Annotated in this window: 30 protein-coding genes and 1 rRNA gene; 4 read left to right on the top strand and 27 right to left on the bottom strand. The window is 35.1% G+C overall.

The window, feature by feature from the left end:
• Nucleotides 1–32: 32 nt before the first annotated feature.
• The 22 genes from JCM9157_RS13885 to JCM9157_RS13800 form a co-directional block, all read right to left on the bottom strand.
• Nucleotides 33–1,229, bottom strand: coding sequence for a glycosyltransferase (locus JCM9157_RS13885; RefSeq protein WP_035665573.1), 1,197 nt, complete (start codon nt 1,227–1,229; stop codon nt 33–35).
• 14 nt (nt 1,230–1,243) lie between these two features.
• Nucleotides 1,244–1,840, bottom strand: a complete 597-nt coding sequence (locus JCM9157_RS25405; protein WP_235715011.1) for a glycosyltransferase — start codon at nt 1,838–1,840, stop codon at nt 1,244–1,246.
• Nucleotides 1,804–2,421 carry a glycosyltransferase family protein gene (locus JCM9157_RS25400; protein ID WP_235715010.1) on the bottom strand — a complete coding sequence of 206 codons (618 nt, stop codon included), beginning with the start codon at nt 2,419–2,421 and terminating at the stop codon, nt 1,804–1,806. Before JCM9157_RS25400 ends, JCM9157_RS25405 begins: the two co-directional genes overlap by 37 nt.
• Entirely contained in the window at nt 2,418–3,548 is a 1,131-nt protein-coding gene (locus JCM9157_RS13875) for a polysaccharide pyruvyl transferase family protein (RefSeq protein ID WP_035665572.1), read from the bottom strand. Before JCM9157_RS13875 ends, JCM9157_RS25400 begins: the two co-directional genes overlap by 4 nt.
• Nucleotides 3,549–3,566: 18 nt before the next feature.
• On the bottom strand, nt 3,567–4,748 hold the full coding sequence (locus JCM9157_RS13870) for a glycosyltransferase (RefSeq protein WP_035665569.1): 1,182 nt from the start codon (nt 4,746–4,748) through the stop codon (nt 3,567–3,569).
• Between the two features lie 13 nt (nt 4,749–4,761).
• On the bottom strand, nt 4,762–5,325 hold the full coding sequence (locus JCM9157_RS23495; RefSeq protein WP_052013155.1) for a glycosyltransferase: 564 nt from the start codon (nt 5,323–5,325) through the stop codon (nt 4,762–4,764).
• Nucleotides 5,243–5,875, bottom strand: a complete 633-nt coding sequence (locus tag JCM9157_RS23490; RefSeq protein WP_052013154.1) for a glycosyltransferase — start codon at nt 5,873–5,875, stop codon at nt 5,243–5,245. The genes JCM9157_RS23495 and JCM9157_RS23490 overlap by 83 nt, the downstream gene beginning before the upstream one ends.
• A 17-nt stretch (nt 5,876–5,892) precedes the next feature.
• Nucleotides 5,893–7,008: a DegT/DnrJ/EryC1/StrS family aminotransferase gene (locus JCM9157_RS13860; protein ID WP_052013159.1), complete on the bottom strand. Its 1,116-nt coding sequence runs from the start codon at nt 7,006–7,008 to the stop codon at nt 5,893–5,895.
• Nucleotides 7,009–7,042: 34 nt separating this feature from the next.
• Nucleotides 7,043–7,690, bottom strand: coding sequence for an acetyltransferase (locus JCM9157_RS13855; protein WP_035665565.1), 648 nt, complete (start codon nt 7,688–7,690; stop codon nt 7,043–7,045).
• Between the two features lie 2 nt (nt 7,691–7,692).
• Nucleotides 7,693–8,301, bottom strand: a complete 609-nt coding sequence (locus JCM9157_RS13850) for a sugar transferase (protein ID WP_035665613.1) — start codon at nt 8,299–8,301, stop codon at nt 7,693–7,695.
• A gap of 24 nt (nt 8,302–8,325) precedes the next feature.
• Nucleotides 8,326–8,475 carry a YwzD family small protein gene (locus tag JCM9157_RS24680; RefSeq protein ID WP_156321497.1) on the bottom strand — a complete coding sequence of 50 codons (150 nt, stop codon included), beginning with the start codon at nt 8,473–8,475 and terminating at the stop codon, nt 8,326–8,328.
• An 18-nt stretch (nt 8,476–8,493) separates the two neighbouring features.
• Nucleotides 8,494–9,561 carry an EpsG family protein gene (locus JCM9157_RS13845; RefSeq protein ID WP_035665562.1) on the bottom strand — a complete coding sequence of 356 codons (1,068 nt, stop codon included), beginning with the start codon at nt 9,559–9,561 and terminating at the stop codon, nt 8,494–8,496.
• 30 nt (nt 9,562–9,591) lie between these two features.
• Nucleotides 9,592–10,494, bottom strand: coding sequence for a glycosyltransferase family 2 protein (locus JCM9157_RS13840; protein ID WP_035665561.1), 903 nt, complete (start codon nt 10,492–10,494; stop codon nt 9,592–9,594).
• A gap of 11 nt (nt 10,495–10,505) precedes the next feature.
• The gene (locus JCM9157_RS13835; RefSeq protein WP_035665559.1) at nt 10,506–11,630 is read right to left on the bottom strand and encodes a glycosyltransferase family 1 protein; all 1,125 of its coding nucleotides are present in this window, start codon (nt 11,628–11,630) and stop codon (nt 10,506–10,508) included.
• 10 nt (nt 11,631–11,640) lie between these two features.
• Nucleotides 11,641–12,708: a glycosyltransferase gene (locus JCM9157_RS13830; protein WP_035665558.1), complete on the bottom strand. Its 1,068-nt coding sequence runs from the start codon at nt 12,706–12,708 to the stop codon at nt 11,641–11,643.
• Complete coding sequence (locus JCM9157_RS13825; RefSeq protein WP_035665611.1) at nt 12,671–13,843, bottom strand: glycosyltransferase family 4 protein; 1,173 nt, start codon at nt 13,841–13,843, stop codon at nt 12,671–12,673. The genes JCM9157_RS13830 and JCM9157_RS13825 overlap by 38 nt, the downstream gene beginning before the upstream one ends.
• A 7-nt stretch (nt 13,844–13,850) precedes the next feature.
• Entirely contained in the window at nt 13,851–14,729 is an 879-nt protein-coding gene (gene galU / locus JCM9157_RS13820; RefSeq protein ID WP_035665557.1) for a UTP--glucose-1-phosphate uridylyltransferase GalU, read from the bottom strand.
• A gap of 16 nt (nt 14,730–14,745) precedes the next feature.
• Nucleotides 14,746–16,578, bottom strand: coding sequence for a polysaccharide biosynthesis protein (locus tag JCM9157_RS13815; RefSeq protein ID WP_035665555.1), 1,833 nt, complete (start codon nt 16,576–16,578; stop codon nt 14,746–14,748).
• Between the two features lie 36 nt (nt 16,579–16,614).
• Nucleotides 16,615–16,749: a hypothetical protein gene (locus tag JCM9157_RS25795; RefSeq protein WP_268870952.1), complete on the bottom strand. Its 135-nt coding sequence runs from the start codon at nt 16,747–16,749 to the stop codon at nt 16,615–16,617.
• A gap of 232 nt (nt 16,750–16,981) precedes the next feature.
• Nucleotides 16,982–17,653: a CpsD/CapB family tyrosine-protein kinase gene (locus JCM9157_RS13810; protein ID WP_035665554.1), complete on the bottom strand. Its 672-nt coding sequence runs from the start codon at nt 17,651–17,653 to the stop codon at nt 16,982–16,984.
• A complete protein-coding gene (locus JCM9157_RS13805; RefSeq protein WP_035665553.1) occupies nt 17,643–18,356 on the bottom strand; it encodes a YveK family protein in 714 nt (237 codons plus the stop codon). Before JCM9157_RS13805 ends, JCM9157_RS13810 begins: the two co-directional genes overlap by 11 nt.
• A 347-nt stretch (nt 18,357–18,703) precedes the next feature.
• Nucleotides 18,704–19,750 carry an AbrB family transcriptional regulator gene (locus JCM9157_RS13800; protein WP_035665550.1) on the bottom strand — a complete coding sequence of 349 codons (1,047 nt, stop codon included), beginning with the start codon at nt 19,748–19,750 and terminating at the stop codon, nt 18,704–18,706.
• Nucleotides 19,751–19,921: 171 nt separating this feature from the next.
• Between JCM9157_RS13800 and JCM9157_RS13795 the strand changes: the two genes are divergently transcribed.
• Nucleotides 19,922–20,737, top strand: coding sequence for a UTP--glucose-1-phosphate uridylyltransferase (locus tag JCM9157_RS13795; RefSeq protein ID WP_035665548.1), 816 nt, complete (start codon nt 19,922–19,924; stop codon nt 20,735–20,737).
• Between the two features lie 25 nt (nt 20,738–20,762).
• Here JCM9157_RS13795 and JCM9157_RS13790 read toward each other — a convergent pair whose 3' ends face one another.
• From JCM9157_RS13790 to hxlR, 4 genes are all read right to left on the bottom strand, one after another.
• Nucleotides 20,763–21,302, bottom strand: coding sequence for a CBO0543 family protein (locus tag JCM9157_RS13790; protein ID WP_305038346.1), 540 nt, complete (start codon nt 21,300–21,302; stop codon nt 20,763–20,765).
• Between the two features lie 151 nt (nt 21,303–21,453).
• Nucleotides 21,454–22,011, bottom strand: a complete 558-nt coding sequence (hxlB, locus tag JCM9157_RS13785) for a 6-phospho-3-hexuloisomerase (RefSeq protein WP_035665544.1) — start codon at nt 22,009–22,011, stop codon at nt 21,454–21,456.
• Nucleotides 22,012–22,015: 4 nt separating this feature from the next.
• Nucleotides 22,016–22,648 (bottom strand): 3-hexulose-6-phosphate synthase, encoded by a 633-nt coding sequence (hxlA, locus tag JCM9157_RS13780; protein ID WP_035665542.1) that lies wholly within the window; start codon nt 22,646–22,648, stop codon nt 22,016–22,018.
• A 326-nt stretch (nt 22,649–22,974) separates the two neighbouring features.
• On the bottom strand, nt 22,975–23,352 hold the full coding sequence (hxlR, locus tag JCM9157_RS13775; protein WP_035665539.1) for a transcriptional activator HxlR: 378 nt from the start codon (nt 23,350–23,352) through the stop codon (nt 22,975–22,977).
• Nucleotides 23,353–23,490: 138 nt separating this feature from the next.
• Here hxlR and JCM9157_RS13770 point away from each other — a divergent pair, with 138 nt between their 5' ends.
• From JCM9157_RS13770 to JCM9157_RS13760, 3 genes are all read left to right on the top strand, one after another.
• On the top strand, nt 23,491–23,973 hold the full coding sequence (locus JCM9157_RS13770; RefSeq protein ID WP_035665537.1) for a YqeG family HAD IIIA-type phosphatase: 483 nt from the start codon (nt 23,491–23,493) through the stop codon (nt 23,971–23,973).
• An 85-nt stretch (nt 23,974–24,058) separates the two neighbouring features.
• Nucleotides 24,059–24,622, top strand: a complete 564-nt coding sequence (locus JCM9157_RS13765; RefSeq protein WP_035665535.1) for a sugar O-acetyltransferase — start codon at nt 24,059–24,061, stop codon at nt 24,620–24,622.
• Between the two features lie 81 nt (nt 24,623–24,703).
• Nucleotides 24,704–25,618 carry a VanW family protein gene (locus tag JCM9157_RS13760; protein WP_035665533.1) on the top strand — a complete coding sequence of 305 codons (915 nt, stop codon included), beginning with the start codon at nt 24,704–24,706 and terminating at the stop codon, nt 25,616–25,618.
• 415 nt (nt 25,619–26,033) lie between these two features.
• Here JCM9157_RS13760 and rrf read toward each other — a convergent pair.
• A 5S ribosomal RNA gene (rrf, locus tag JCM9157_RS13755) occupies nt 26,034–26,149 on the bottom strand.
• Between the last annotated feature and the right edge of the window lie 57 nt (nt 26,150–26,206).

The raw sequence follows: 26,206 nt of genomic DNA, 5'->3' as shown, positions 1-26,206 counted from the left end.
TTCTAGTAAATGTTAATAAATAATATAGAATTTCAGTTTTTGTTTTCTATAAGTTTATACAACTTATAAACTTCTTTTTTGGAATCTACAATATCTAATGCTAGATTTCTTCTTATCTTAGATTCTAGATTCTTATTAATTATAAGTTGTTCAACATTGCTGTATAAATCATAATTTTCTTTTACAATTAATCCAGTTTTACCGTGCGTTATTTGCTCACTAGCTCCTGTAAAGTTTGTACTTATTATGGGATTATTAAAACATCGAGCTTCTGCAAGAGTAATACAATATCCTTCATGTCTTGATGGTTGAACATAAATATCACATTGTTTCATATAAGGATACGGATTTTGTTTACTCCCTAATAAAATGAAATCTTCTTCTAGGTTATATTCCTTTATAAGTTGTTGATATTCTGTTCTAGCACTTCCCTCACCAATACAATACCATCTAACTTTGTATCCGTTTCGTTTGAGTCTTGCTAAAATAGGAATTGTTAGATCTTGTCCTTTTTCTAAGCTCAGTCTTCCTACGGTGAGAATTCTTACCCCATCAAATCCATCTTCAAATCCCTTACCTAAAGCTGATAAGGCAAGTACATTTTTTTTCGAAATAACATTATAAAAGGTATCTATTTTGTGTGTTAGTTTGGGCAATTTATCTGCTAACAATTTCTTCCCTTCAGATGACACAACATAAACCTTATCAAATTTAGTATATATCTTTGATGCAAATGCTTGGTTAAAACCAACTTTATTTATATCAAAGTGAATCCATTGGATTTTTTTTTGAGCTTTAATTTTATTCAACACAAAATAAGTAATAACGTCCATTGGACCAGCATATGCAACTGCGACGTCGTAATTATCTTTAAGGCTCTGTTGATTTTTTAACAAATATTTAAAGAAGAGACTACGATTGTTTGTTATTTTGTAAATTAGATGCAAGACAATAAGATTAAATGCTTTTAAGAATTCACGTTTTTTTAATGCATGCCAGGCTATGAGATGTGGAGGGTTAGATAATAAATCTTTTATATCCTCATACCCCTCCATAAATTCAACATTAACATCTTTAGGAATATCATTTAATAGCCCACCGGATTTCTCTAACATGAATATTGTTACATCGTACTTCTCTTGAGGTAATTCAGAAATCATATTAAGCAATGCTTTTTCTGTCCCACCGATATTCATATTTATTAACATAAATATAATCTTTTTTTTCATAAGACCCCCAAACTCTAATTTTCCAATAATGAATAAACTTTCTTAAGTTCTTTTTCCGTTCCTACTTTGTCGTTTAATAAATTAGTACGTAAATTAGCTACTAATCTTGAATTATTTACTAATTTATTTATTCCACCATATATTGATTCCGCATCCATATTAACTATTATTCCGTTTTTTTCGTTCGTTAGTTGATTATGTATTACTGAAAAGTTAGTTGCTACAATTGGTTTTCCAAGTATTCTTGCTTCTGCAATTGCAAGCCCAAATCCTTCGAATCTAGAGGGTTGAACATAAATATCACATTGACTTAAGAAAGTATAAGGATTTGAATAAACACCTAAAAAGATAAAGTAATTTTCTAACTTATATTTTTTAACTAACTTTTTATATTTTTCAAGATCACCTTCCCCAATAACATACCACTTAAATTCCAAACCTTCTTTTTTCAGTCTGTAACAAGCTTCAATCGCCATATCATAACCTTTTGCATCCACTAGTCTACCAATTGTTAATATTTTTAATCCTTTATAATTATCACTAAATCCTCCTTTTTGTTTAGATAATTCTCTTACTAATTTTTCAGAGATAATATCATAAACAACACACATCTTCCTCTCATTTCGGGAATCGTGTCTTCAAATATTTCTTTATTAATCTCTGAGACAGCAATTATATGATTAAACTTTTCATAAAACTTTATATCATAATCTCTGTTGTAATTTGCTTTTTTATAATCAGTATTTAACCAACATAGTTTTTTAGGGGCATTTACTTTTTCCGCAACAAAATAGGTGGGTATCCCCTGACTATAGGCAATTGCTATATCATAATCGGTATTCAATTTATCTATTGCTAAATTCATCCATTTCCAAGTAATCTGTGATTGATGAAATCTTTTGTTTTGTATAGGATTTCTTAAAGAAATAGAATTAGCAACCCTAAATAATAACTCTTTATAATTCCTATTTCTTATCACGCTATAAAGACTTTTTTGTTGTATCTTTATAAATTGAGGTACACTTTGAATCTTTACTTCATTAGGAACTAAAGAAAGGTATAACCCAGTTGTAGAAAACATCAATAAATCTACATCATATTTTTCATAATCAAGAGAAGTTAATAATGATATTAGACTCTTTTCAGCACCGCCACTACTTAAAGAATCAATAACTATTAATACCTTTTTCATATAATTTTCTCCATGCTCCCTTTATTAGATAGTACTGTATTTAAAAATTGTTTTGATTGGGAAATTTTATTATCCAATATTACATTTACTTTTTGATAGTCTATATTAATTAGTATTTTATCCAAGCTCTCACCCTCTTCAATTAAACGATCATTTAGATTCAAATCATCAAGTAGGTCTCTCATTCTTGTGTTAATTGCCTCAGTTCTGTTAACTATAATAAAATCTTTTTTATAAATAATAGAGAATACTGCAGCATGGAAAGAATTTGAGATTATATATTTAGATTGTTTAATTAATGAGATATAAGTATCTGGACCATGCAAATGAAAATTTTCATCTGCGTAATTCAGCTTTGTAGCACCTATACTATAAATCTTCAAATTATATTTTTCGCTAAATTCTTTTGCGATTTTTTTTATTAGCTCACTGTTATCAAAATCATATATTAAAATAAAATCTTCATTAAATTCTGTTTTTGCTAGTTGATTCCACTCATTAATATCTAATAGGAAAACTGGGTCTACTACAGTAATAGCCTTTTTAACATTTAATTTATCTAAGATATTCAAACCACTTTTTTCCCGGACACTTATAAAGTCCAGTCTTTCTATTCGTTTTTTAGTTATACTTTCAAGATTATCCGATATTGTCTCGGTAGCAAAACTAGCTGCATAAGACGCTTTTATTTTATTATCCGGGGCAAAGTCTAGATAAAAAGCAGGATCCCTTCCATTCAAATGTAAGCTGTTCCAAATTTGATCACTACCACATATATATATATCTGCTAATGGGGGGGCTTTTTTTATATCTTCATTTGAACTATATTTTAGACGAGTTAGTTTTAATTGTTTGAAAGTGAAATTATCGAATTCTCTTTTTCTCTTTAAACTAATAATTCTATTTGGCAATTTCAAAGTTAAATATATTAACTTAGTGATATTATTTTTTTCCCATACTGGATTATCAATACTTAATAAGTTGTAATGATTACTTAAATAATCTGGTTTATAATTAATTATTTCAACATCATGTCCTTTATTTTTGAGATATTTCATTAATCCATACGCCTGTAATGATGCACCATGATTATAAACATCATGACATGTTATTGTACATATTTTCATAAAATCACACCCTGATTTTCAGCTTATTATTTTATACAATTTCTTCAATTCATTCTTGTTACTAAAATTAAAGTTCCTGCAGTTATTGGAAAGCATTTCTCTTAGTGGCAAATTATTAAACATTAACTCAATTCCATTTGCTATTCCTTCAGTAGACATTTCACAAATAGTCCCATTAAGCCCATCCTTAACCTGACTTTTCGCTGTTGTATAGTTAGTAATGACAACGGGTTTGTTAAGAATTTGAGCTTCTCCCACTGTTACTGCCTTGCCTTCATATCTTGAAGGCTGAACATAGAGGTCCGCAGCTTTAATGAAAGGGTATGGATTGATTTTTTTACCAAGAAGAATAAATTGGTCTTCTAGTTCGTTCTCTTTAATTAGATCCCTTACGATCTTCTCATCGCCACCGTAACCAACCACATACCAGACAATATCGTTATAACCTTTATCTTTTAATCGCTTTAAAGCTTTAACTGCGTTATCAACCCCTTTAGCATGAGATAACCTAGCAACTGTAATAACTTTAAATCTTTTATCTAACTCCATTGGATTATCTATTTTATGATTAGCTAGATTAATTACCATATCTGGAGAAGTGATATTCTCGATAACAACGACCTTTTTAGCTAAATTTGGATACTTGTTAATAAACGAATTTTTACATTCCTCAGATACAGCAACTAGATGATGATATTGATCCCACATTTCAAGGTCCATGTTAACGTCAGTATCAACCGTAGAGAAATCGGTATGGATCCATGCGATTTTTGTCTTGGCTGTTACCTTATTAGCAATAAAGTAATGCGGCCATAAATAACTTATGGCAACATCATATTCTTTTTCGAGTCTTGGTAAAAAAGGTAGTGAGTATTTCCACATGTATTGCATTTGTTTATACCCATTTTCTAAAGACTTGCTTTTACTTGCTTTGTATTTCGCAAACATTCTAACAAGCCCTAATGAGATCTGTCCTTTTTTTAAGGTTTCTCCTATAGACAGGCGAAATGTTTTGTAAGGAAGTAATTCTCTTAATAAGTTTGGATTAGTAGGTAATAGACTCATGAAATCACCTGTATGACTGTATAGCATGACATCGACATCATAGTTTTGATAGTCAAAGTTTTTTAGCATACTAATCATACTTCGTTCTACTCCACCAACCTCCAGATCAAATGAAGAAATTAAGACACTTTTCATATTTCCCTCCATCTCAAGTTTGGTATAAATTCATTAACTTTGATATACCAACAGGTAATGCATACCCACTTGCTTCAAATGCTTCTGTGACATTCACTTTTTGATTTTCTTTATTTGTACCTAGTTCTAAGATTTTATCTGCCCATAGATCTGGGTGATCCGTTAACGATAACCTGGATACGAGATTCATATTAAGATCCGCTTCCGGTTGGATCGCTTCTGAGACAATACAAGGAACTTGGCTTGCTTGAGCTTCTAATAGAACCAACCCAAGCCCTTCATAAATAGAAGGGAACACAAAAACGTCCATACTATGTAACATCGTATGAACATCATCTCTTATGCCAACAAATTTGATATGTTGCCATAACCCCTTTGCCCTAGCTTCTTCTTCTATTTGCTTTCTCAAATCACCGTCACCGACCAAGAGTAACTTAACATTAGAATGTTTGCGTAATAAACTCTTTAAAATCTCTAATAGAAAACGATGATTTTTAGGTTCTATGAACCGTCCAATATGTCCAATGACTAAAGAGCTTTCTAACCCCTTCTGCTTTTTTAAACCTTTTAACTGCAAGAGAGTGGTCTTCTAGAAACAGAGAGTAATTGATGAGATTAGGAAAAAAGGAATAAGGATTTTTATGTAGCACTTTTTCACCAAACAAATAACTCCCGGCATGGTTACTACATGCTAATAAATGAGTTGAGTTGGTTATTATTATCGTTCTCATCGTTTTGATATAGAGCTTCCTAGCTAGATTATCACTCTTATCTAAAGTGGTATGCGCATGGGCAATTCTTACTTTCACACCAGCCAATTTAGCTGCTAGGTTAGCTATTCCACAGTGAAATAGCGTATGGGAATGAACAACATCATATGGTCCATATTGCTTAATGACATCCATGATTTGTTTAACCGATTGAGTCTTCGTTAATCTAATCACTTTCCCACCCAATTGCCCAATTTCTTGGTCATAATGTGCTTCTTCTTGACTATAAGATATAAAATCAAATTGGACTTGGTCTCGATCTATCTGACGAAAAACATTCATTAACATCGTTTCAGTTCCTGCTCGATTCATCGCTCCGACAACATGTAGTACTTTTAATGGCTTATTCGTAGTCATGTGTATACCTCAACCTGTTAAACTTTTATTTTAATAGAATGTTTTATACGATCTATAACTCTCAATTGATCTTCATCTGTTAAATTTGACCCTGAAGGTAAACAAATTCCAGTCCGGAACAATGCTTCTGATACACTACCACTCTCACTATGTGGATAATAAGAACACTGCTTAAAAAGTGGCTGCATGTGGAGTGGCTTCCAAACAGGACGAGCTTCTATATTCTCTTCTGCTAGATTCTCTAGTAATTTCTGAACCGTGATACCCGCTTCCTCTTCGTTTATTGTGAGTGCAGTAAGCCAACGGTTTGATATAGTTTTTTCTAATTCAGGCATAAATTGGATACCTGGAAGATCCCCTAACTCATTAGAATAACGAGAGAATATCTTCCTCCTTGCTTCTACTCGATCTTGCAAGACTTCTAATTGTGCTCTCCCAACGCCAGCTAATATATTACTCATTCGATAGTTGTAACCTAATACACTGTGCTGATAGTGAATTGCTCGATCTCTTGCTTGGGTAGCTAAAAAACGAGCTTTTTTCAACGCTTCTTGATGATTAGAAACAAGCATCCCGCCTCCGGAAGTTGTAATAATTTTATTTCCATTAAATGAGTAGATCCCAAAGTTACCAAGTGATCCGCTTGGCTTTCCTTTATAAGAAGAGCCAAGTGATTCTGCCGCATCCTCAATGATGGGTACATGATACTCAGAGCATAAAGCAGTAATTTCATCCATTTTGGCACTTTGACCATATAAGTTTACGACGATAATCGCTTTCGGAAGTTTCCCGTTTATTGAAGCATCTAGCAAGGCTCTTTCAAGTGCCTGAGGAGACATATTCCAAGTCTCTGGTTCTGAATCAATGAAAACTGGTTCGGCTCCTTGATAAAGAATAGGATTGGCACTTGCTACAAAGGTAAGAGTGGAACAGAATACCGTATCCCCTTTTTCTACTCCTAATAAAGAAAGAGCCAAATGAATCGCTGCAGTACCTGAGCTTAAGGCGACAGCTTCATTGACTCTTACTTTGTTTGCTAATTCTTTTTCAAATGCATCAACATTAGGACCTAATGGAGCGATCCAGTTTGAATGAAAAGCATCTTGTATATATTTTTGTTCTTCACCACTCATATGCGGAGGAGAAAGGTAAATTCTTTTATTTTTTTTATTTAACAAGTTTCTCCCCTTCTTTCATTGAAATTTTTGCTGGTGTTCCAACTGCGGTACAGTCTGCAGGCAAATCATTAATCACAGTCGCACTTGCCCCAACGACAGACCATTCGTTAATTTTTACATTTGGAATAATAGTAGCACTAGTTCCTATATGAACTCCTTCATTAACTTGAACTGCACCTGCGAGGATCGAGTTTGGTGATAAATGTGTAAAGTTATCTATCTTACAATCATGTTCCACTACCGATCTCGTATTGATAATAGCATGATCACCTATCTCGGCATCTGCGTTAATAACAACATAAGGCATTATTACTGTCCCTACACCCAACTTCACACTCGAACTTACAATTGCAGAAGGATGAATAATGGTTGAATACATATCGTTTGGAAGACCAAGTTCTTCGACAATCCTTTTTCGTAAAACATTACTTCCTATTGCTATGACAAACTTAATATCAATGAAATACTCGGCTAGCTTTAGAGCAGCTGAGATAGGTCCCAAATATATATCTTCTCTTTTAACAAAATAATCATATTTATCATCCAAGTAAGCTATGATGCTCATTTCTGGGTGTGACATAATTAAATCTGAAACAACCTTACTATGTCCGCCCTGACCAATAACTACAATCTTCAATTTTAATCACCACTCGCTTCCTGTTTTCCTCCTTTAAAACGTTCCATTGTTACATTTCCAGGTTGGTTAATGCCTTCAGATTTAAAGACTTTAATAAAGGTTAGTAGGAGAATCTTAAAGTCAAGAATCAACGATTGATTTTCTACATACCATACATCAAGTTCAAACTTCTCTTCCCAAGAAATAGCATTTCGTCCATTTACTTGTGCCCATCCAGTAATTCCTGGTTTTACATTGTGCCTTTTAAGTTGTTTTTTCGTGTATAAAGGTAAATATTCCATTAATAGTGGCCTGGGGCCGACTAAACTAATATCACCTATTACTACATTAAAAAGCTGTGGTAACTCATCTAGACTAAATTTTCGGAGGAACAATCCGAATGAAGTTAATCTCATTTCGTCAGGCAGTAACTCTCCATTTTTATCTATTTCACTAGTCATAGTCCTAAATTTATAAAGATAAAAACTTTTGCCATTTAACCCCGGGCGTTGTTGTTTAAAAATTATAGGTGATCCCAATTTCCATCTAATCAAAAAAGTCACCAATACATAAATTGGTGACAATAATATTAATAATGAAATAGAAACACATAAATCAAATGCTCTTTTTATTGATTTCACCTCCATACAACTCAATTATTCCTTTCCACATAGAATCTCTAAAATATCGTTCTTTATATATTCAATAAATTCAATCACATTTATGTTTTCTAATTCTTCTCCTTTTGCATGTGAGCTTATAAGGATTTTCTGTAACTGCTCTTGCGTTAATCTAGTAAATGTCATCGTTATATCTCCATTTTTTTATAAAATAAGATAATTACTTCTATATAACATGTTTAGTGCAATCACATGTTCATAAAAAAAATATATAAAGTAACAAATAATTATTCCGTAGTAAATTAATTTTTGATCTCTTTTCGAAAAAAGTTTTACGATCCACCCTATTAGAATCAATTGATATAAACCAAAATAAATAGAGAAACGAGCAAATATCCAATTTTGTGTAGAAATAATCATAAATACTACACTTAAAATAGACATGTTTACAATAACATCGCTCTTCGGGAAAATCTTTCTTAATTTCTCTCTCCCTAAGTAAGCAATAACTACTGGTGCGGCAGCTACCAACACTCTGAGAATATTAGCTCCACCCTCATCAAAATTTTGATATCCACTATACTTACTGTCCTCAATAGCTGTGAATAATAGGTTCATAAATTCATTAAAACCAATAACTACAAAAATAGAAAATACCAGAAGTAAATAAGTTACCTTTGACCACGCTGGCATTCTTACTATAAAGTAAATAGGTATTAAAATTAACGCTGTTTGATGCATTGTCGCTGCAATTAAAACTACAGCGAAATACTTTTTCCAGTCTCCATTTATTAGAAAGGTAGTAGCGGCAAAGATAATTGATGCAGCCAAATATTGTCTCATGCCATTCATTGAAACTAAGAAATACCCAATCGTAATATACACATATAAACTTATCTCTAACATTCTTGAATAATGGTAAAGGGTCATACCTATTAAAATGTTTGTTATTAGAGCTACCGTTAATAATAAAATTTGCGGATCTTTCGAAATTTGTTGAAGTAGCATTTGCAAAATATAAAAGCCAAAATCCCCACCAAAGTCTATGTTGTTCCAGTTAAAATCGAAATCTCTATAGGAATGCATATAATAATAGGTATCCCCAACATTATTACGAAGCCCAGAAACTAAAACCAATGTTGCAAATGCCAAAAATGTATAAAGTTTATTTGGTTTAAATTCTGCTGGATTTAATTCAGTAGGTTTACCGATATACCTTGCGAAAAGAGAAAATGCATAGACTAGAGAAAGATTTAAATAAAATACTGTCATATGCATATCCCCTTTCAGTTATATATAAAACTAATTATTTTTTAATACTGTTTTTTTACTAGTGTTTTGTATGTACAGATAAAGACATAAACCAAATGGACTAGCAAAGAATGTTGTAAATTTGCAGGGTGATTCCAAAAAGAAGCTCTTATTTTTTATCATTAAACTACTGGAGACATAATGAATAGACTCTCTCATCTTCTCTTTAAAAGTTGGAGCATGCTTCATTGCTACTTTTCTAAAAAAAGAAAACCCCTGTGGATTTCTTTTATATTGCTTTATAATATTCATACTTGATCCGTCTTCTAGGTACTCAACATGACAAAGAACCTCGTTCATAATGAGTAGAGGTTTGATTTGATCAATTAAAATATATTTATAACTCAGCGGGCAGTATTTCTCACCTTCGAATAATGGGTATGGTGGTGTCTCCTTAGTTAACTCAGTACGATAAACTAATTTTTTGTCACCCTTAACTTTATGAATACCATATAATTGTGAGAGGGTTGCGTCTTTAACATGTTCAGGCATCATTGTTCCAATAATATGTCCATCCTTAGTAGCATCTAGACCAACGATCCCTGCATAGGAATCACTTCCATTCTCCTCCCAGAATTTAAGTATTTTTTCAACTGCATAATCCGACATATAGTCATCCGAGTCAATACAAACATTTAGTTCTGTTTCAATTAATTCATAAGCAGTGTTATGTGCTCCATGCATACCCTGATTTTCTTGGTAGTGATAGTTGATAGTTATCTCGCCTTCTAATATCCATGTTTCAACAATTTGTTTTGTGTTATCAGTCGAACCATCGTCAATTATAAGCCAAGTGAAATCTTTAACTGTTTGTCTTTTTAAACTCTCATAACATAGATGAAGACAATATGCACGATTGTATGTTGGTGTAAAAATAGTTAAGCTTGCATTCATAAGTTCCTCCACTATTTTGCTTGTTTCATAAATTGATAATGTCCTAAGTAAAATCCAGACAACCAATCTGCCATAGTCACTGTATCGTACCCATTTCTTCTTAAAATCTCTGATGTATCTACATGCTTATGAGATGAAGTTAGAATAATTTCCGCCCAATAATCAGGATTCTTACGTAAGCTTAAAAATTTAATACGGCCAGTTATATCTGATTCTGTCGTTATTGAGTCCGATACAATACAGGTTAAACCAGCTGCTTGAGCCTCGACTAATACAACGGGTAACCCCTCAAATAAAGATGGAAATAAAAACAAATCAAATCCATGCATTAACACTGAAATATCCTCACGAACTCCTAAGAATATAATTTGGTCTGCTAACCCTAAATCTTTTGCTTTTTTTTCAATTGTTGCTCTCAAATGACCTTCTCCGACTAAAACTAAAACCGCATTGGATTGTTGTTCATGTACAGATTTAAAAATATCTAGTAAAAAATCATGATTCTTTTGTTTATTAAAACGTCCAATGTGACCAATGACGAATTTATCTTCAATATTTAATTCTTTTCTAATTTGGTTACGGGTTTTCTGATTAAATTTAAATTCACTTGCATTTACCGCATTTTTTAGGACCGTATGACTAGCGGAACTAGCAACCTTCTTTCCAAATAACCATTCTCCAGCTTTTTGAGAACAAGCAAAGTAATCTGTAGGATAATCTTTCATAGTATTTCTAGCATATAGTCGAAAAGGCAGTTTAATATCAATACCTAAGTCACTTAAATGACTATGTGCAATTCGACAAGGTATTCCAGCTTTAGTTGCTGCCCTTAAAACAAAGCTACTGTTTTCATTAATATGAGAATGAACTACCTTATACTCCGAATATAGATTGAAGAATTCGTCTAGTAATCTAAAGTATTTCTTATAATTCCCTGGCCTTATTGAAGGCATTCGAAAGATCCTTCCTCCTAAGCTCAAAATCTCTTGATCATAATGCCCTTCTTCATCTCGATGAACTAAGAAATCAAATTGGATCTTTTTACGATCTATTTGACGATAATAATTCATCAACATCGTTTCAAGTCCGCCGCGATTCATAATCGTAACAACTTGAAGGATCCGTATTGGCTCCATTATCTCACTCCTATCTGGCGACCTTTCTCAACCATTCAATACTCGATAATAAAAAGTAAAAGCTAAACGCCTTTTGTTTTTTTGCACAAAAATAAAACATTTTCCAGACTAAAGGAAAATGCTGCATTTCAAGCTGTTCAAAAGATTGTTTAATCCTTTTATTATTTAATATTAATTTGAGATTTCTAATTTTATTAATTGTTGAGGCTTTGTTTGCTTTACTTATTTCATTCAGTCCTAAACCTAGAGTATTTAAACAAATACGATTATTTAAAGCATAATCAAATGATTTGCTCAAATTCTTTTCCATAATAAAGGTTTCGATTATCAGAAATAAATTGGACCACTTATCAATGAGTGCTGGTTTATAACCAGTGGTGACAGAAGATTCATTTGCTCTCCAATAGTGGTAATAGGGTTGATTCAGAAATACAAATGTATTCGCGTGATAGAACACTTCAATATTAAAAAGAGAATCTTCATTTGTACCAATTTCACTTAGATCTTTAAAACGAATTTCATTACCTATTACCACGTCATACCGATAAATTTTAGACCATACTGTTCCCCATGCATCAAGCAATTCCGGTTGAGCAATTTCTTCGTTAATTGGACCTATCAACCTTCTCATGATAGTAGAATGAACTTCATCACCTTGATAGCTGATTTTTTCAGGTCCTGGGAACTTTTTCACTTTAGCATGATTGCCAAATTCACGAATATAAGAACACATGACAATATCAGCGTTGTCTGCTTTAGCCGTCTCATATAACTGCTTAAACATCTCTTCATTAATCCAATCATCTGGATCTACGAACCCAATATACTCACCTGAAGCTCTCTTTAGTCCTTCATTCCTTGCTGAGGATACTCCACCGTTTGCTTTGTCGACAACTCTAATTCTGTTATCCCTATTAGCGTATGATTGAAGGATTTCTAAACTATTATCAGTTGAACCATCATTTACCGCTATAATTTCAATATCTTTTAATTGTTGAGATAGTAAACTATCAAGATTCCTATTAAGATACTTTTCTACATTATAGATAGGCACGATGATACTGACTTTTGGCTTCATTTTGATCCTCCATATACCTTGAATAAATAACGCTTAACTCGTAGCTTGTTTGCTGAAGAGAGTATTTATTTATTACTTCTATACTCCCTTTTCCTAACTTGTTTAAAAGCTCCTTGGATTGATACATATCAACTAAGTAATTTGAAAATAAATGTATATCAACCGCATTAACAAGATAACCATTTCTGTTTGGTTCTATTAACTCAAAGTGCCCCCGGTTCTCACTCGCAACAACCGGCAACCCACATGCCATCGCCTCCATGATGTTAACCGGAAGACCTTCACGTAGACTTGAAGCAACCGCCAGATCACAAATGGGCAATAACTGATCAATATCTTTTCGAAACCCGAGAAACTCAACCCGTTCTTCTACATTTAAAGTTCGAGCTAACGCTTTGCACTCTTCCATTAGAACTCCCTCACCAGCAAGTAAAAGACGAGCTTGAGGAAGCTCGTCTTTTACTTGTGCTAGGGATCTTATTAATAGCTGCTGGTTTTTATTTCTATTAAATTCAGCTGCATAAAATAATAGGAAGTCATCTGTTCCATAACCCAATTTTATTCTTTCTTCAACTTTTCTCGCTTCTGTGTGAGGTTTAAACCGTTCTGTGTCAACCCCAACACCATGAACATGTTCAATCTGTTTAGCCTGAAAACGGTGACTCTTTGCTAGTTGATAATCTTCTGAGTTTATCGTAATGAGACTATCTGTAAATCGAGATAAATAACGCTCAATCGGATAATAGACTAACCAGTTTGTTATAGGAGCACCTTTACAAAAGTGAAAACCATGCGCCGTGTAAATAACCTTGGTTCCTGTTTTTCTAGCTTGCTTAGCTGCGAGTCGTGCTAGTACTCCTCCAAGTGGCGTGTGGCAATGAATAATCTCGTATTGATTTTGATCAATAATTCGTTTTAACTCCTTAAATGCCTTTATGTTCTGGATATCAAAAGGTGATCGTTTAATAGGGATGTCAAACTTTTGATCTGTAAAAGGCAAATCAAGTGTTCCAGATGCAGCCACATGAACATCCCAACCTTGCTCCTTAAACCATTTCATGTACGGCAAGTGAAAGGCTTTGAAATGATAATCAACCGTAGCACAATATAAGATTTTCGGCACTGTTCTCATCATGTACAGCCTATTTAATGAGTTCTTTTTCCATGATTTTTGAAAGATATTCAAGTAACTCCGTTTTCAATTCAGGGTGCTGTAACGCAAATTCAATTGTTGTTTGAATGAAACCCATCTTTTCACCAACATCATAGCGAACCCCTTCGAAATCATATGCATAAACAGCTTCTATTTCGTTTAAAGCGGCTATTGCATCAGTTAATTGAATTTCATTTCCTGCTCCAGGCTCTTGTTTTCCTAAAATATCAAAAATCTTCGGACTTAAAATATACCTCCCTAATATAGCAAGGTTTGAAGGTGCTTCTTCTTGTTTAGGTTTTTCAACTAAACTATTTACAGTATAGAAACGACTTCCGATTTCTGTCGCATCAACGATTCCGTAACGTGAAACGTCTTCGTCTTTCACCGTTTGCACGCCTAGAATGGATGCGTTATATCGTTCATATTGTTCAATCATTTGTTTTAAACATGGTTTTTCTGCTCTTACAATATCATCCCCTAATAACACAGCAAATGGTTCGTCTCCTATAAACTTGCGTGCACACCAAATCGCATGACCTAATCCCTTAGGTTCTTTTTGGCGAATGTAATGAATGTCTACTAGATTAGAAGATTTTTGTACTTCATTAAATAACTCAATCTTTCCTTTGCTGAGAAGATTTTGTTCAAGTTCAAAGGAATTGTCGAAATGATCTTCAATCGCTCTTTTCCCTTTTCCTGTTACAATAATAATATCTTCAATTCCTGATTCTACTGCTTCTTCAACTATATACTGGATTGTTGGTTTATCGACAATCGGTAGCATTTCCTTTGGCATCGCTTTTGTCGCTGGTAAAAATCTTGTACCTAGTCCAGCTGCTGGAATAATGGCTTTTTTGACTCGCATGTGACCTCTCCTTTTCTTATCCTGGTATTGGTAGAGCTTCTTTTTCTTTCTCAAGAACTTTCTGATTGGCTAAATTAACTAATTTGCTTGCAAGTGTCTCTTTATCTAGTAGAGAATAAGTTAGGATGATTTCTTCGATCTCTTGTTTGAAGATATAGGATGTTTTCCCGATATAAATCTTCGGGTAAATTTGCTTGTCATGAACTTCATTTTCATTTAATAGCTCTTCAAACAATTTTTCGCCAGGGCGCATTCCACTAAAGCGAATACCTATTTCTTCTTCTGAGTTACCTGAGAGTTTGATTAAATTCCTAGCCAAATCGACAATCTTTACTGGTTCCCCCATATCAAGAACAAACGTTTCCCCACCTCGCGCTAAACTGCCAGCTTGAATGACTAGCCTTGATGCTTCAGGGATCGTCATAAAGTAGCGAACCATATCAGGGTGAGTGACCGTGACTGGTCCTCCTTTTTGAATTTGTTTTGTAAATAAAGGAATGACACTTCCTCTACTTCCTAAGACATTTCCAAAACGGACCGCGATAAATTTCGTTTGGCTATGTTGATCCATGTCTTGAATAATCATTTCGGCTAATCGTTTTGTAGCGCCCATGACACTCGTTGGATTAACGGCCTTATCAGAAGAAATCATCACAAATGTCCCAACATGATGTTGATCAGCGGCTTGGGCCACATTCATCGTTCCGATCATGTTATTCTTAACTGCTTCCTCTGGATTTCTCTCCATTAAAGGCACATGTTTATGGGCCGCAGCATGATAGACAACATGAGGTAAATGTGTACCCATAATCCTAGTCATTTTTTGTAAATCTTGTATGTCGGCAATTTCGGTTACAAATTGAATCTCTGATTGTCTGAAGTTTTCTCTTAATTCCATTTCAATAGAATAAATACTATTTTCCCCGTGACCTAATAACACTAATTTTGCCGGGTTAAACTGGGCAATTTGACGACAGATTTCAGATCCGATTGAACCGCCTGCACCCGTAACTAAAACTACTTTATTAGTAATTTTTTCAGCGATTCCTTCAAAATCCAGATCAACTGGTTCACGTCCGAGTAAATCTTCAACCTCCACATCTCGAAATTGTTTAACAGACACTTTACCGGTAACGAGATCTTCTAGCATAGGTAAAATTTGTGTTCGCGCTTTTGTTTTCGCGCATTCATTAAAGATTTCATTCAATTCACTTTTGTTTAAAGACGGAATAGCAATAATGATTAAATCAACGCTTAATGTTTCTACAGCTTGTTTTATGTTCTCAATTCCACCAACGACTGGAATCCCTAAAATATCTAAATGATGTTTTCGCTGATTATCATCAATAAAAGCAACAACTATTAGCTCGGCTTCATTGCTATTTTGTAATTGTCTAGCTACCATCGTTCCAGCTGCACCAGCTCCAACAATTAACGTCCGTTTTTTGTTATCATTTTTTGTTATGTATGTATCACGGACCACTCTCCACCAGAAGCGAGATCCTCCGATAAAGAACATGTGTAGCAGCCATGTGACAGCGAGTAAGCGCAGATAAACGGCTCCTACAGCTACTTGTTGAATAACAGCGGCTAATATAATTGAGAATGTAACGATCTTAAGGATGATGATTAACTCTCCTACACTCGCGTATTCCCACGCTTTCTTGTAAAGTTTAAAATGAAATGAAAAAACATGATGACAAATGAGTAATGTTACAGCGGTTATAACAAGCGTAGAGCTTAAGACAACATGTCGGTCATAAACAACTAAATTACTTAAAAAGATAGTTGTTAAGATAAACAATGAGTCTATAAATAGTAACAACGACACTCTTTGGTGATACGCCAAGTTACTTCCTCCTTTCAGGAAATATAAATTTGAGTTTTATAATCGTAATGTTCTTTTCTCAATCGCATACTCTACTAATTTTTTTATTTCTTCCAACTGATCTTTAGATGCATCCTGTTTAATATATCTGACTGCTTTTTTAATAGATTTAGGATATTTGTCTAGATTCAATTTCTTCACTCCTTTGGTTAAACGACTTTACCCATGCGGTTAATGAAACCACATGGGTAAAATGTTTAAAATAGAAATGGGCATTTAACCCGTCCTCACACCACACTTTTGATGACTAGCATCTAAGGTTTCTTCAAACCCACAGCATGACCGAGTACCTCCATTGATAGTGGAAAGGAGATATCACCAACTTACAGTTCTTAATAAAGAACGTTATTCTCTAAAAAAAAGATCATTGAATTTTCAACTTTCTAGCGAACCAACCTTGTCGTTTAGAATTTAAAACAACTCCCAGTATTTTTGCGTGAGCCACTTCTAATGAATTTTTCGCTTCTACCGCTAGATAGTCTTCTGTTTTTCCATTTCGAACAACTAAAATGACTCCATCACATTGACTAGCAATAATCTTTGTGTCATTCTCTTCAAGGACTGGTGGCACATCAACTAATACATAGTCATAAAGTTCTTTTGCTTTTTCTAACAGTTGTTCTAATAAAACGGATCGCAATAGTTTTTCTGTGTTAGTAGGGATTGGTCCACTAGTTAAAACACCTATTCTGCCAAATTCAGTTTGGTTTAAGGTTTCTTCTAACTTCTTTTGTCCAATTAACACGTTGGTTAGACCTACAGTATTTTTAATTTTGAAAATTTGGTGAATAGATGGCCTTCGAATATCTGCATCTATAATCAAGACTTTTTTACTATCCTGTGCTAGTGAAATCGCTAAATTGGCTGTTGTAATGGACTTCCCTTCTCCGTAACCAGGAGAAGTAATCATAATGGAACGACAATTGTTTTCAAAAGAAGCAAATTCTATGTTTGATCGAATCATTTCGTATTCTTCCGCTACGACCGAATGAAGATTCTTATTGATCGTCATGTAACTTTTCTTTCTAAGAACCAATTGTCTCCCCCCTTAACGCTGTGTTTGCTTTTTTTCCTTTGTTTAATTCAACTGTTCTCTTATTCATCTTCGATACAGTCCCAAGTACTGGAAGTTCTAAGATTTTTTCAATTTGTCTTGCAGATCTTAACCGATTATCTAAGCTATCCAACAAGAAGATAAATCCTATGCCAAGTACAATACCTGCTACTAGCCCTAGTTTAATCATACGATTACTTGCTGGGTTAATCGGCCAAGGATTCTCGATAACTTGCGCCTCCGCGAACATGTCAACTCCATTGAAATCAAAGAGGTTTGCCACTTCTCGTTTGTACACTTCTGCAACCGTGTTAGCTATTACAGCTGCTTGCTCTTGACTACGATCGTTTACCGTTATCGTTACAATGTTAGAATTACCGACTCTATTAACAAAGATTTGATTACTTAAGCCTTGAGCTGAACGTTCGATTCCTAGTTCCTTAATAACGGCCTCCATAATCGGTGGTTCTTTAATGACAACAATAAGCGTCTCAAAAAATTTAGAATCATCACTTATCATTATCCGTGCCGTAGCTTCATAGATCGGAACTGGTTTATTCATTTGACTATGAACTGCTCCTAAGCCAGTTGTTACAATCGTAAAAAGCACGACAATCCACAATCTTCGCTTAATTAGGTCAAAAATCTTCTTTATCTCAATCTCTTTCCCTCTACCTTGCTCCATCTACTCACCCACTCTATTTTATTCCGTTCTTTATAAAGTACAACCTAATCAAAAAAAGAAGCCTTACTATTCAAAGAACCAGAACTTAAGAACTATTAACAACTAAAAAAAACAAGTATATGTAACTATCTATTTGTTAATTACATTTTAGTTCTTTATAAAGAACATGTCAATAAGTTGTTTTAACTTTTTTCAGTAAATAGAACAGTTTATTGTCGAAGAGATATCTTTTATAACGAACATTATACATCATATTCTTCCAAATTAAAGGTAATGTTTAATATTTTTTCATAAAAAAACTTTTGAACTTTCAATTGTCTCTGAAAGTTCAAAAGTAATAGGTATATCTATCCTTCGCTTTTCTGGGTCTGATTTTTTTCTGCAAATAATTTAATCAAAAATGGCAAAGCAAGAAACAACGCTAGCACTCTTGCCATCTGCAACGTTGCAACCATTGCAGCGTCCAAATTTAAAGCGGCAGCCGTTGAAGCCATCTCAGCTGCTCCTGCAGCGACAATTCCGAGTAAACTTGTAAACCAGTCTATTGGCGTTAACAAAAAGAAAATAGTAGCAAGTGCTAAGCTCATCAGGAAATAGATCAATAGGGTTACGGCACTAATCCCTCCGATGCTCTTTAACTGAAGAAGAGATTGTCGATCAAAGCGAATTCCAATTATCGCTCCCATGATTGCCTGAGCCATTCCCATTATAAAACCCGGTACCTCAATAGAGGGAAATAGAATGTGCCCTGTGAATCCAAGCCCTATCGCAAAAAAAAGGGAAGCTCCTGGGAACGTGAATTTTTGACTAAAGAATAAAGTTGCCACTGTAATGACAAGTAAGATCAAAATGGCCCAGATTGCTTGCAACAATACAGAACTATTTAAAAGTAGGTTTTGTTGACCGATAACTGATACATTCATGCCCACAACTAGTGGGATGACAAGAACAAATAACGTAATTCTTGTCGTGTGAAAGGCGGCGACGATTTGTTCATTCGCCCCGTACTTGTGACTTAGGGCAATCACTTCTGAGGCTCCTCCAGGCAAGCAACAAAAGAATGCGGTGTTGTGGTTTAAGTTAGAGAAGCGCTTAAGAAATTTTCCTAATAGGAGTCCTCCTGCAATGGTAGTCACAAGTGTGAGTAAAAAAGGAAGAATGAGAGCTTGATAGTTAAGAAATTGCTCAGGACGGAGCATAAGTCCAATGTTTCCGCCTATGATGGCAAGGACGACATTAAACAGTTTATTAGGTAGATAGAGCTTTATAATGAAGAATGAGCAAATGATACCAGCTAAAATGGAACCGAGAAGCCAGCCAGCTGGTACTTTAAGCCAGGCAAAGATCCCCCCAACTGTCACTGCAGCTAGTAAGTAGATTGTTTTGTTGATCATAGTGATCGCCTTCTTTTTGAGTCTTTTTAGGATTTATTTCGTTTCTCAAATGATTATAACATTAATTGTCATTTTATAACTATTGGTGACTGCCTGTTTTTAGTTGGACAACTTTCATTTACGTGACAAGTTCTTATACTAATAGAAATGAATATAGGAGGTTTTGAATAGATGGTAAACATTCGAAAAGCCATTATTCCTGCGGCCGGATATGGGACAAGGAGCCTACCGATTACAAAAGTAGTGCCTAAAGAGTTGTTCCCGATCGGTTCTAAACCTGCGATTCATTATGTTGTAGAAGAAGCTGTGGCCGCTGGAATAGAGGAAATCTTAATTGTTGTTTCTAGAAATAAAAATATGATCATTGATTATTTTGATCGTTCGTTAGAGCTTGAGGCTTTTTTAGAGAAGAAAAATAAACTTCATTTACTAGAAAAGACAAAAACGCCTGACGTGAAAATTCAATTCACACGTCAGCCTTTTGCGATGGGTTTAGGGGATGCCATATTACAAGGAAAAAACTTTGTCGGTGATGAGCCTTTTGCCGTTTTACTACCTGATGATCTTTTCTTATTTGATGAGGTTGCACCGCTTGCGGAGATGATCGAAAACTATAATCCTTCGACATCGACGATTCTTGGATTGAAAAAGGTTGAACTAGAGTCTTTAAAAAATTATGGTGTTGTCGAACAAACGGAATTATCATCTGATGTACACCGGATTACAGGAATTATAGAGAAACCAGAGAAAAATCCACCGTCAGATTTAGCGGTTATTGGTCGCTATGTTCTCTCTCCTCGAATTTTCTCTATATTAGAAACATTAGAGCCTGGTGTTGGAGACGAGATTCAGTTAACAGACGCGATAGCTGAATTGCTAAAGCAACAAACCTGTCTTGGTAAAGTCATTTCAGCCGAACGTTTTGACATTGGTGTAGAGGATGAATATGTCGCTCTTGTTAACCGAATAAATGCGCGAAGAGACTAGGTTTTTTTACCTAGTCTTACTTAATTTAAGAGTAACGAAGGATTTTAGCTATTATGAATACAGGGCCTTTTAAAAGTCGTTTTGTAATCGGGATGTTGAATTTAGCAATAAAGAAAAACATCGTTACGAAAGAAAGGATCCACGTAGCAACTGGTTTCTTTGAGTGAAGATAACTATAAGTATAAAGGATAAAAAAGATGACCCCAGACCAAAATACGTTCCATCCATGTCTGTACTCCATTATCCTCATGCGGTAAGTGAAGTATTCTATAAGTGTAGACCCTATCGTCCACTTCATAACATGGAGAATTTGTTTGCTTAAGTTGCTAGGAAAAGATGACAGACTTAATAGCGTAATTGCTGGTGTTACAAATAAAATATGTATAGCTCTTAACCATTTTCTATTCATGCCTTTTGGATTGAACTCCCATAGTAAAAAATTGCGACATAGGTAGTAATAAAATGCATTAATGAAACTAACAAAGACCAAGGTTTTATGAAATCGTGGTACATGCCTCCATGTTTTTTTAGAGAGATTAAACAAAAAAACAAATAGGATGAGCATGACATGTCTTTGGCGCATATGGACTCCCTTCAAACGTTACTAATTTACGTTAACAGTATACCCATATTTTTTACAGTAAATGTAATTTAATTTCCAATTTAGGTGTAGTTAAATGCCAAAAGACCGCAATTTGTTATTGCGGCCTTTTTCGCTATTCTAAATTCGCATGCTTTCCGTACATCGTTTGCGTATCTAGTTCTTTCTTCTCCATAAATCTAACAATTAAAGCATCAAAAAACAAAAGTAATGTTTGTTCAAACAAAGAACCCATCGGTTGAATGGTTTGATATGAACTAGTTGTTTGGTCTTTAGGTGCTCCTGGTAGAGCAACGATTACATCCGCTAATTTTCCGATTGTTGATTCAGGATGGATCGTCACGACTGCAATCTTCGCTCCGATGCTAGCTGCTTTTTCTGCCATGGATACAAGTGTTTTCGTCTCACCTGAACCAGATCCAATGATAAGCAAGTCGTCTTTTTCTAAAGAAGGAGTTACCGTTTCACCTACCACGAATGCTTGTATGCCCATGTGCATCATTCGCATGGCAAAAGATTTAGCCATAAAGCCAGAACGACCTGCTCCAGCTACAAAAATCTTGTTCGCTCCAATGATATCATTAACAAGTAATTCCGCTTGTTCATCTTGTATTTGTTCTGATGCGTGCTGTAATTCACGAATAATTTCAGTTAAATATTGAGTTGTCTGCATGACATTACCCTTGTTTGATTAACTCTTGCATTTTAGCAGCTACTGCTTTTTTATCGTCTTGGCCTGTGATCCCACCACCAACGATCACTAAATCCGGATTTGCTGCAATCACTTCAGGAAGTGTGTCTAACTTAATCCCACCTGCAACAGCTGTTTTAGCATTTTTTACGACACTTTTGATTGTGCGTAAGTCTTCAAACGAGTTTTGACCAACTGCTTGTAGATCGTAACCAGTGTGAACACAAATATAGTCAACGCCAAATTCATCAAGTTCTTTTGCTCGTGTTGCGATGTCTTTCACACTAATCATATCAACTAATATTTTCTTCCCTTGTTTCTTCGCTTCTTCAACTGCTCCTTTAATGGACGCGTCTTCTGCAACACCAAGAATTGTGATGATATCTGCTCCTGCTTCTGAAGCTTTCATCACTTCATATCCTGCTGCATCCATAATTTTAAGGTCTGCTAACACGTCTAAATTAGGAAATGCTTCTTTCACTTCTTTAACCGCTCGTAAGCCTTCGTTGATTACAACAGGTGTACCAATTTCTACTACATCAATAAACTGTTCTACTTCTTCTATAAGGGCCTTAGCACCTGGGATATCCACTAAATCTAACGCTAATTGTAATTTCATCTCTAACCACTCCTCTTTTGTGATATGCCCATTATATATAAGCTACGTCATTCGCGTAAGTACGCACTTTGAAAGCATATACTTCTCTAGAATGTACATAGTTACAAGGAGTATACTGTCTTGTTTTAGTGTAAAAAAGAGGACTTACTCTAATTGAGTAAGTCCTCTTGAGGTTCGGAGAGCAAGCTCCCTTTTCCGTTGATTTATCTACTATTTTTGGGTTTTATCTACTAAGTTTTTATTTTCAACGTTTTGTGATGATTTATCTCTTGTTTTACGAATATATAAGCTGGTTGTGTGAATACGGTAAAAAATAAAGCTCTTTTTTACGAATTCACTTTCTTCACTGGCTCTTTCATCTCGACTTGATCTTTTAAAACCGTTTTTTTATACGTTTTGCCCCATTCATACATTGTTTGTAAAATAGGTATAAGTGATTTTCCCTGTTCGGTTAATGAATATTCGACTTTCGGTGGTACGACTGGATACACTTCACGATGAATGATAAAGTCTTCTTCTAGCTCTCGTAATTGATTGGCAAGCATCCGCTGAGTAATATCTGGAATAAGTGCTTTCAGCTCTCCGAATCTAAGTGTTCCTTCTATCCCGAGATGCCAGAGGATCAACATCTTCCATTTCCCGCCGATAACAGCGAGCGTTAGTTCTTTTTCACAGTTATAGATTTTACCACAAACATGCCCCAATGATCTCACCAGACTTCCATAATGTATTCCTTTCAATACTAGCGCTTTTTTAGTGAAATGACAATTTACCTGCTTGGAGGTTTTAAATAGTGTATAATTTAAGGGATTAATTCTACTTGTTAAAGGCAGTGAATACATATGAAGTTTTTTAAGCCAGATTTTGAGCTCCAGCATTTTTCAGATATTACTAAAGAGTGGTTACAGCAACATCATGTGCAGACGATCTTCTCCGATTTAGATAGTACATTAGCGACCCATGATCAACCAGGTGATGATGATCTAAAGGATTGGATTGCAATGCTGAAACAGCAAAATGTTCAATTAGTAATTGCATCAAACAATAGTCAAGCACGTGTTGATCGTTTTTGCAAACCGCACGGCATTCTTGGGTTTGGTAAATGTAAAAAACCATCCGCCTCCGAAGTACGGAAGCATATGACAGAGCTTGAGGCAAAAGACGAAACCACTATTTTTCTTGGAGATCAACTTTTTACAGATGTTTGGTGTGGGAAAAATGTCGGCATTCGGACAGCACTAGTGAATCCAATTGGACAAGAACACGAGCCAATTCAAATTGTGTTCAAACGTAAAATTGAGAAGTGGATTAAAAGCCGTTGGTAACGTTTAAAGCGATATATTCAAGTAGGTCAAGTCTTTCTAGATTTGACCTACTTGTTTTACTCTAATTCAGAAATAGGTGATTTCGATGACAAAAACAGAAAAAGAAAAAATGTTAAGTGGTGAACTGTATCAGGCAAGTGATGCTGAATTAGTTGAAGAAAGGTTACAAGCGCGTAAGTTAACCAGGTTATTTAATGAATCGCTTGAAACGGAAGGTGAAAAAAGAGCACACCTTATCAAACAATTATTCGGGTCAACTGGCCAAAACTATATGATCGAGCCCTCTTTTCGTTGTGATTACGGCTATAACATTCACGTTGGCGAGAACTTTTTTGCTAATTTTAACTGTGTGTTCTTAGATGTATGTGAAATAAAAATTGGAACCAATTGCTTTATCGCACCAGGGGTTCATATTTATACTGCCACTCACCCGTTGCATGCAAGTGAGCGTATTACAGGAGCGGAGTTCGGCAAGCCTGTTTATATTGGAGATAACGTTTGGATTGGCGGTGGCGCGATTATCAATCCTGGTGTACGTGTTGGTGATAATGTTGTCATTGCTTCTGGTGCAGTTGTTACGAAAGATGTTCCAAATGATGTAATCATTGGCGGTAATCCTGCTCGGGTGATTAAACAACTGATTAACTAAAAATTCCGCCCTCTCTTCGTTTTTTCTATGGATTAAAAGGCTAACCCCTAGAAATACTAACGGAGGGAGGTACATCAACTAATGAACTATTTTCTAACCATTCTTATGCTATTTTCCCCTTTTTTAACTCCAGATGATTTAACTGTAACAAATAATGAGCAAAAAATTGCGGTTGTTAATCGTAGTGATTTTGCCTCGCCTTTTATTGGGAAAGAAGTTATTGACTCAGATGAATATCAGTTATTTTTGAAGAAGATTGCACAGGATGTCTATGTACCACCTGTTAATGCACAGATTGATAAGACCGGAAAAATTGTTTCAGAACAAATCGGATATATGTTAGATAAGTCCTTGTTTAGCAAGAAATTTTATGAGTATTACTATGGCAATGAAGCTGCTGAACTAAAGGTGCCACTCCACCCTGTTCATCCTAAAGTAGACAGTGAAATCTTATCTCATATTCGAGTACAACGAATTGGTCAATATGTGACTTATTTTAACCGAAGAAATAAACAGCGCTCTCATAATATTTCCTTAGCAACAGAAGCCATAAACAATCATGTTGTGTTTCCTGGAGAGACGTTTTCGTTTAATGAAGTGGTTGGAAAGCGAACGAGAGAGCGTGGATATCTATCTGCTCCTGTCATTGTTCGGGGCGAGTTATCTGAAGATATTGGTGGCGGTATATGTCAGGTCTCCTCAACATTGTATAATGCAGTCGATCATGCTGGATTGAACATAGTCCAACGTTATTCACACAGCCGGCGTGTTCCCTACGTCCCCCGAGGACGAGATGCAACCGTTAGTTGGTATGGACCAGATTTTGTGTTTAAGAATGACTTGAATCAGCCCATTTTGATCCAAGCGAAAATTTATGGTGGTTCTATGATCGTGTATATCCTCTCATCCGACGCGATTGAGAATGAACAACGAAAAGTACCTGGCGCACCAGTCAAATTACCTAAAGAAATCATACGAAACGCACTTAACTTGTGAAAGTTAGGTGCGTTTTTGGGGTGGGAGTTAGTTTGAAGTAGTGATTTAATTCTCAAATGGTGTGAAGACTTGCAGTTTGTTGGATTTACGATCCAAAATGAGTGATTTACGATCCAGTTTTGCTCATTTACGATCCGTAATGAATGATTTATGATCCAGTTCAGGCTATTTGCGATCCGTTTCTCCATGCCTATACCTTTTGGTAGTAAGAACTTTGCTTGTGGTCCAACTTCCTTAAATATATCTGGCTTTTATAGAGCCCTTCATGATGTTTAGTGTAGAGAAATGATATCGTCTACACGAATATAATGTTTTTTCAGTTTGATATCTTACGTTGTTTGCATCCGACTCTTTAAACCTTCAGCATTCTCATAATATTAAAAAAAGCACAACCCAATGGGGTTGTGCTTTTTTTGCCTGGCAACGTCCTACTCTCACAGGGGGAAGCCCCCAACTACCATCGGCGCAAAAGAGCTTAACGACCGTGTTCGGCATGGGAACGGGTGTGACCTCTTTGCTATCGCCACCAGACTATATATTGAACATCGGATTCCAAACTGGTATCTTAGTTCACATTAGAGAGATTCT

Source organism: Halalkalibacter akibai JCM 9157 (genome assembly GCF_000513135.1).
GTDB lineage: Bacteria > Bacillota > Bacilli > Bacillales > Bacillaceae_D > Halalkalibacter > Halalkalibacter akibai.
The sequence above is the reverse complement of the archived record's forward strand: the minus strand, read 5'-3'. Positions and strand labels throughout refer to the sequence as shown.

Excerpts from the sequence above, each read along its gene's own strand:
- JCM9157_RS13885 (WP_035665573.1), bottom strand. The coding sequence starts at position 1,229 with ATGAAAAAAAAGATTATATTTATGTTAATAAATATGAATATCGGTGGG.
- JCM9157_RS25405 (WP_235715011.1), bottom strand. The coding sequence starts at position 1,840 with ATGTGTGTTGTTTATGATATTATCTCTGAAAAATTAGTAAGAGAATTA.
- JCM9157_RS25400 (WP_235715010.1), bottom strand. The coding sequence starts at position 2,421 with ATGAAAAAGGTATTAATAGTTATTGATTCTTTAAGTAGTGGCGGTGCT.
- JCM9157_RS13875 (WP_035665572.1), bottom strand. The coding sequence starts at position 3,548 with ATGAAAATATGTACAATAACATGTCATGATGTTTATAATCATGGTGCA.
- JCM9157_RS13870 (WP_035665569.1), bottom strand. The coding sequence starts at position 4,748 with ATGAAAAGTGTCTTAATTTCTTCATTTGATCTGGAGGTTGGTGGAGTA.
- JCM9157_RS23490 (WP_052013154.1), bottom strand. The coding sequence starts at position 5,875 with ATGACTACGAATAAGCCATTAAAAGTACTACATGTTGTCGGAGCGATG.
- JCM9157_RS13860 (WP_052013159.1), bottom strand. The coding sequence starts at position 7,008 with ATGAGTGGTGAAGAACAAAAATATATACAAGATGCTTTTCATTCAAAC.
- JCM9157_RS24680 (WP_156321497.1), bottom strand. The coding sequence starts at position 8,475 with ATGACATTTACTAGATTAACGCAAGAGCAGTTACAGAAAATCCTTATA.
- JCM9157_RS13845 (WP_035665562.1), bottom strand. The coding sequence starts at position 9,561 with ATGACAGTATTTTATTTAAATCTTTCTCTAGTCTATGCATTTTCTCTT.
- JCM9157_RS13840 (WP_035665561.1), bottom strand. The coding sequence starts at position 10,494 with ATGAATGCAAGCTTAACTATTTTTACACCAACATACAATCGTGCATAT.
- JCM9157_RS13835 (WP_035665559.1), bottom strand. The coding sequence starts at position 11,630 with ATGGAGCCAATACGGATCCTTCAAGTTGTTACGATTATGAATCGCGGC.
- JCM9157_RS13830 (WP_035665558.1), bottom strand. The coding sequence starts at position 12,708 with ATGAAGCCAAAAGTCAGTATCATCGTGCCTATCTATAATGTAGAAAAG.
- JCM9157_RS13825 (WP_035665611.1), bottom strand. The coding sequence starts at position 13,843 with ATGATGAGAACAGTGCCGAAAATCTTATATTGTGCTACGGTTGATTAT.
- galU (WP_035665557.1), bottom strand. The coding sequence starts at position 14,729 with ATGCGAGTCAAAAAAGCCATTATTCCAGCAGCTGGACTAGGTACAAGA.
- JCM9157_RS13805 (WP_035665553.1), bottom strand. The coding sequence starts at position 18,356 with ATGGAGCAAGGTAGAGGGAAAGAGATTGAGATAAAGAAGATTTTTGAC.
- JCM9157_RS13800 (WP_035665550.1), bottom strand. The coding sequence starts at position 19,750 with ATGATCAACAAAACAATCTACTTACTAGCTGCAGTGACAGTTGGGGGG.
- JCM9157_RS13795 (WP_035665548.1), top strand. The coding sequence starts at position 19,922 with ATGGTAAACATTCGAAAAGCCATTATTCCTGCGGCCGGATATGGGACA.
- JCM9157_RS13790 (WP_305038346.1), bottom strand. The coding sequence starts at position 21,302 with ATGCTCATCCTATTTGTTTTTTTGTTTAATCTCTCTAAAAAAACATGG.
- hxlB (WP_035665544.1), bottom strand. The coding sequence starts at position 22,011 with ATGCAGACAACTCAATATTTAACTGAAATTATTCGTGAATTACAGCAC.
- hxlA (WP_035665542.1), bottom strand. The coding sequence starts at position 22,648 with ATGAAATTACAATTAGCGTTAGATTTAGTGGATATCCCAGGTGCTAAG.
- JCM9157_RS13770 (WP_035665537.1), top strand. The coding sequence starts at position 23,491 with ATGAAGTTTTTTAAGCCAGATTTTGAGCTCCAGCATTTTTCAGATATT.
- JCM9157_RS13765 (WP_035665535.1), top strand. The coding sequence starts at position 24,059 with ATGACAAAAACAGAAAAAGAAAAAATGTTAAGTGGTGAACTGTATCAG.
- JCM9157_RS13760 (WP_035665533.1), top strand. The coding sequence starts at position 24,704 with ATGAACTATTTTCTAACCATTCTTATGCTATTTTCCCCTTTTTTAACT.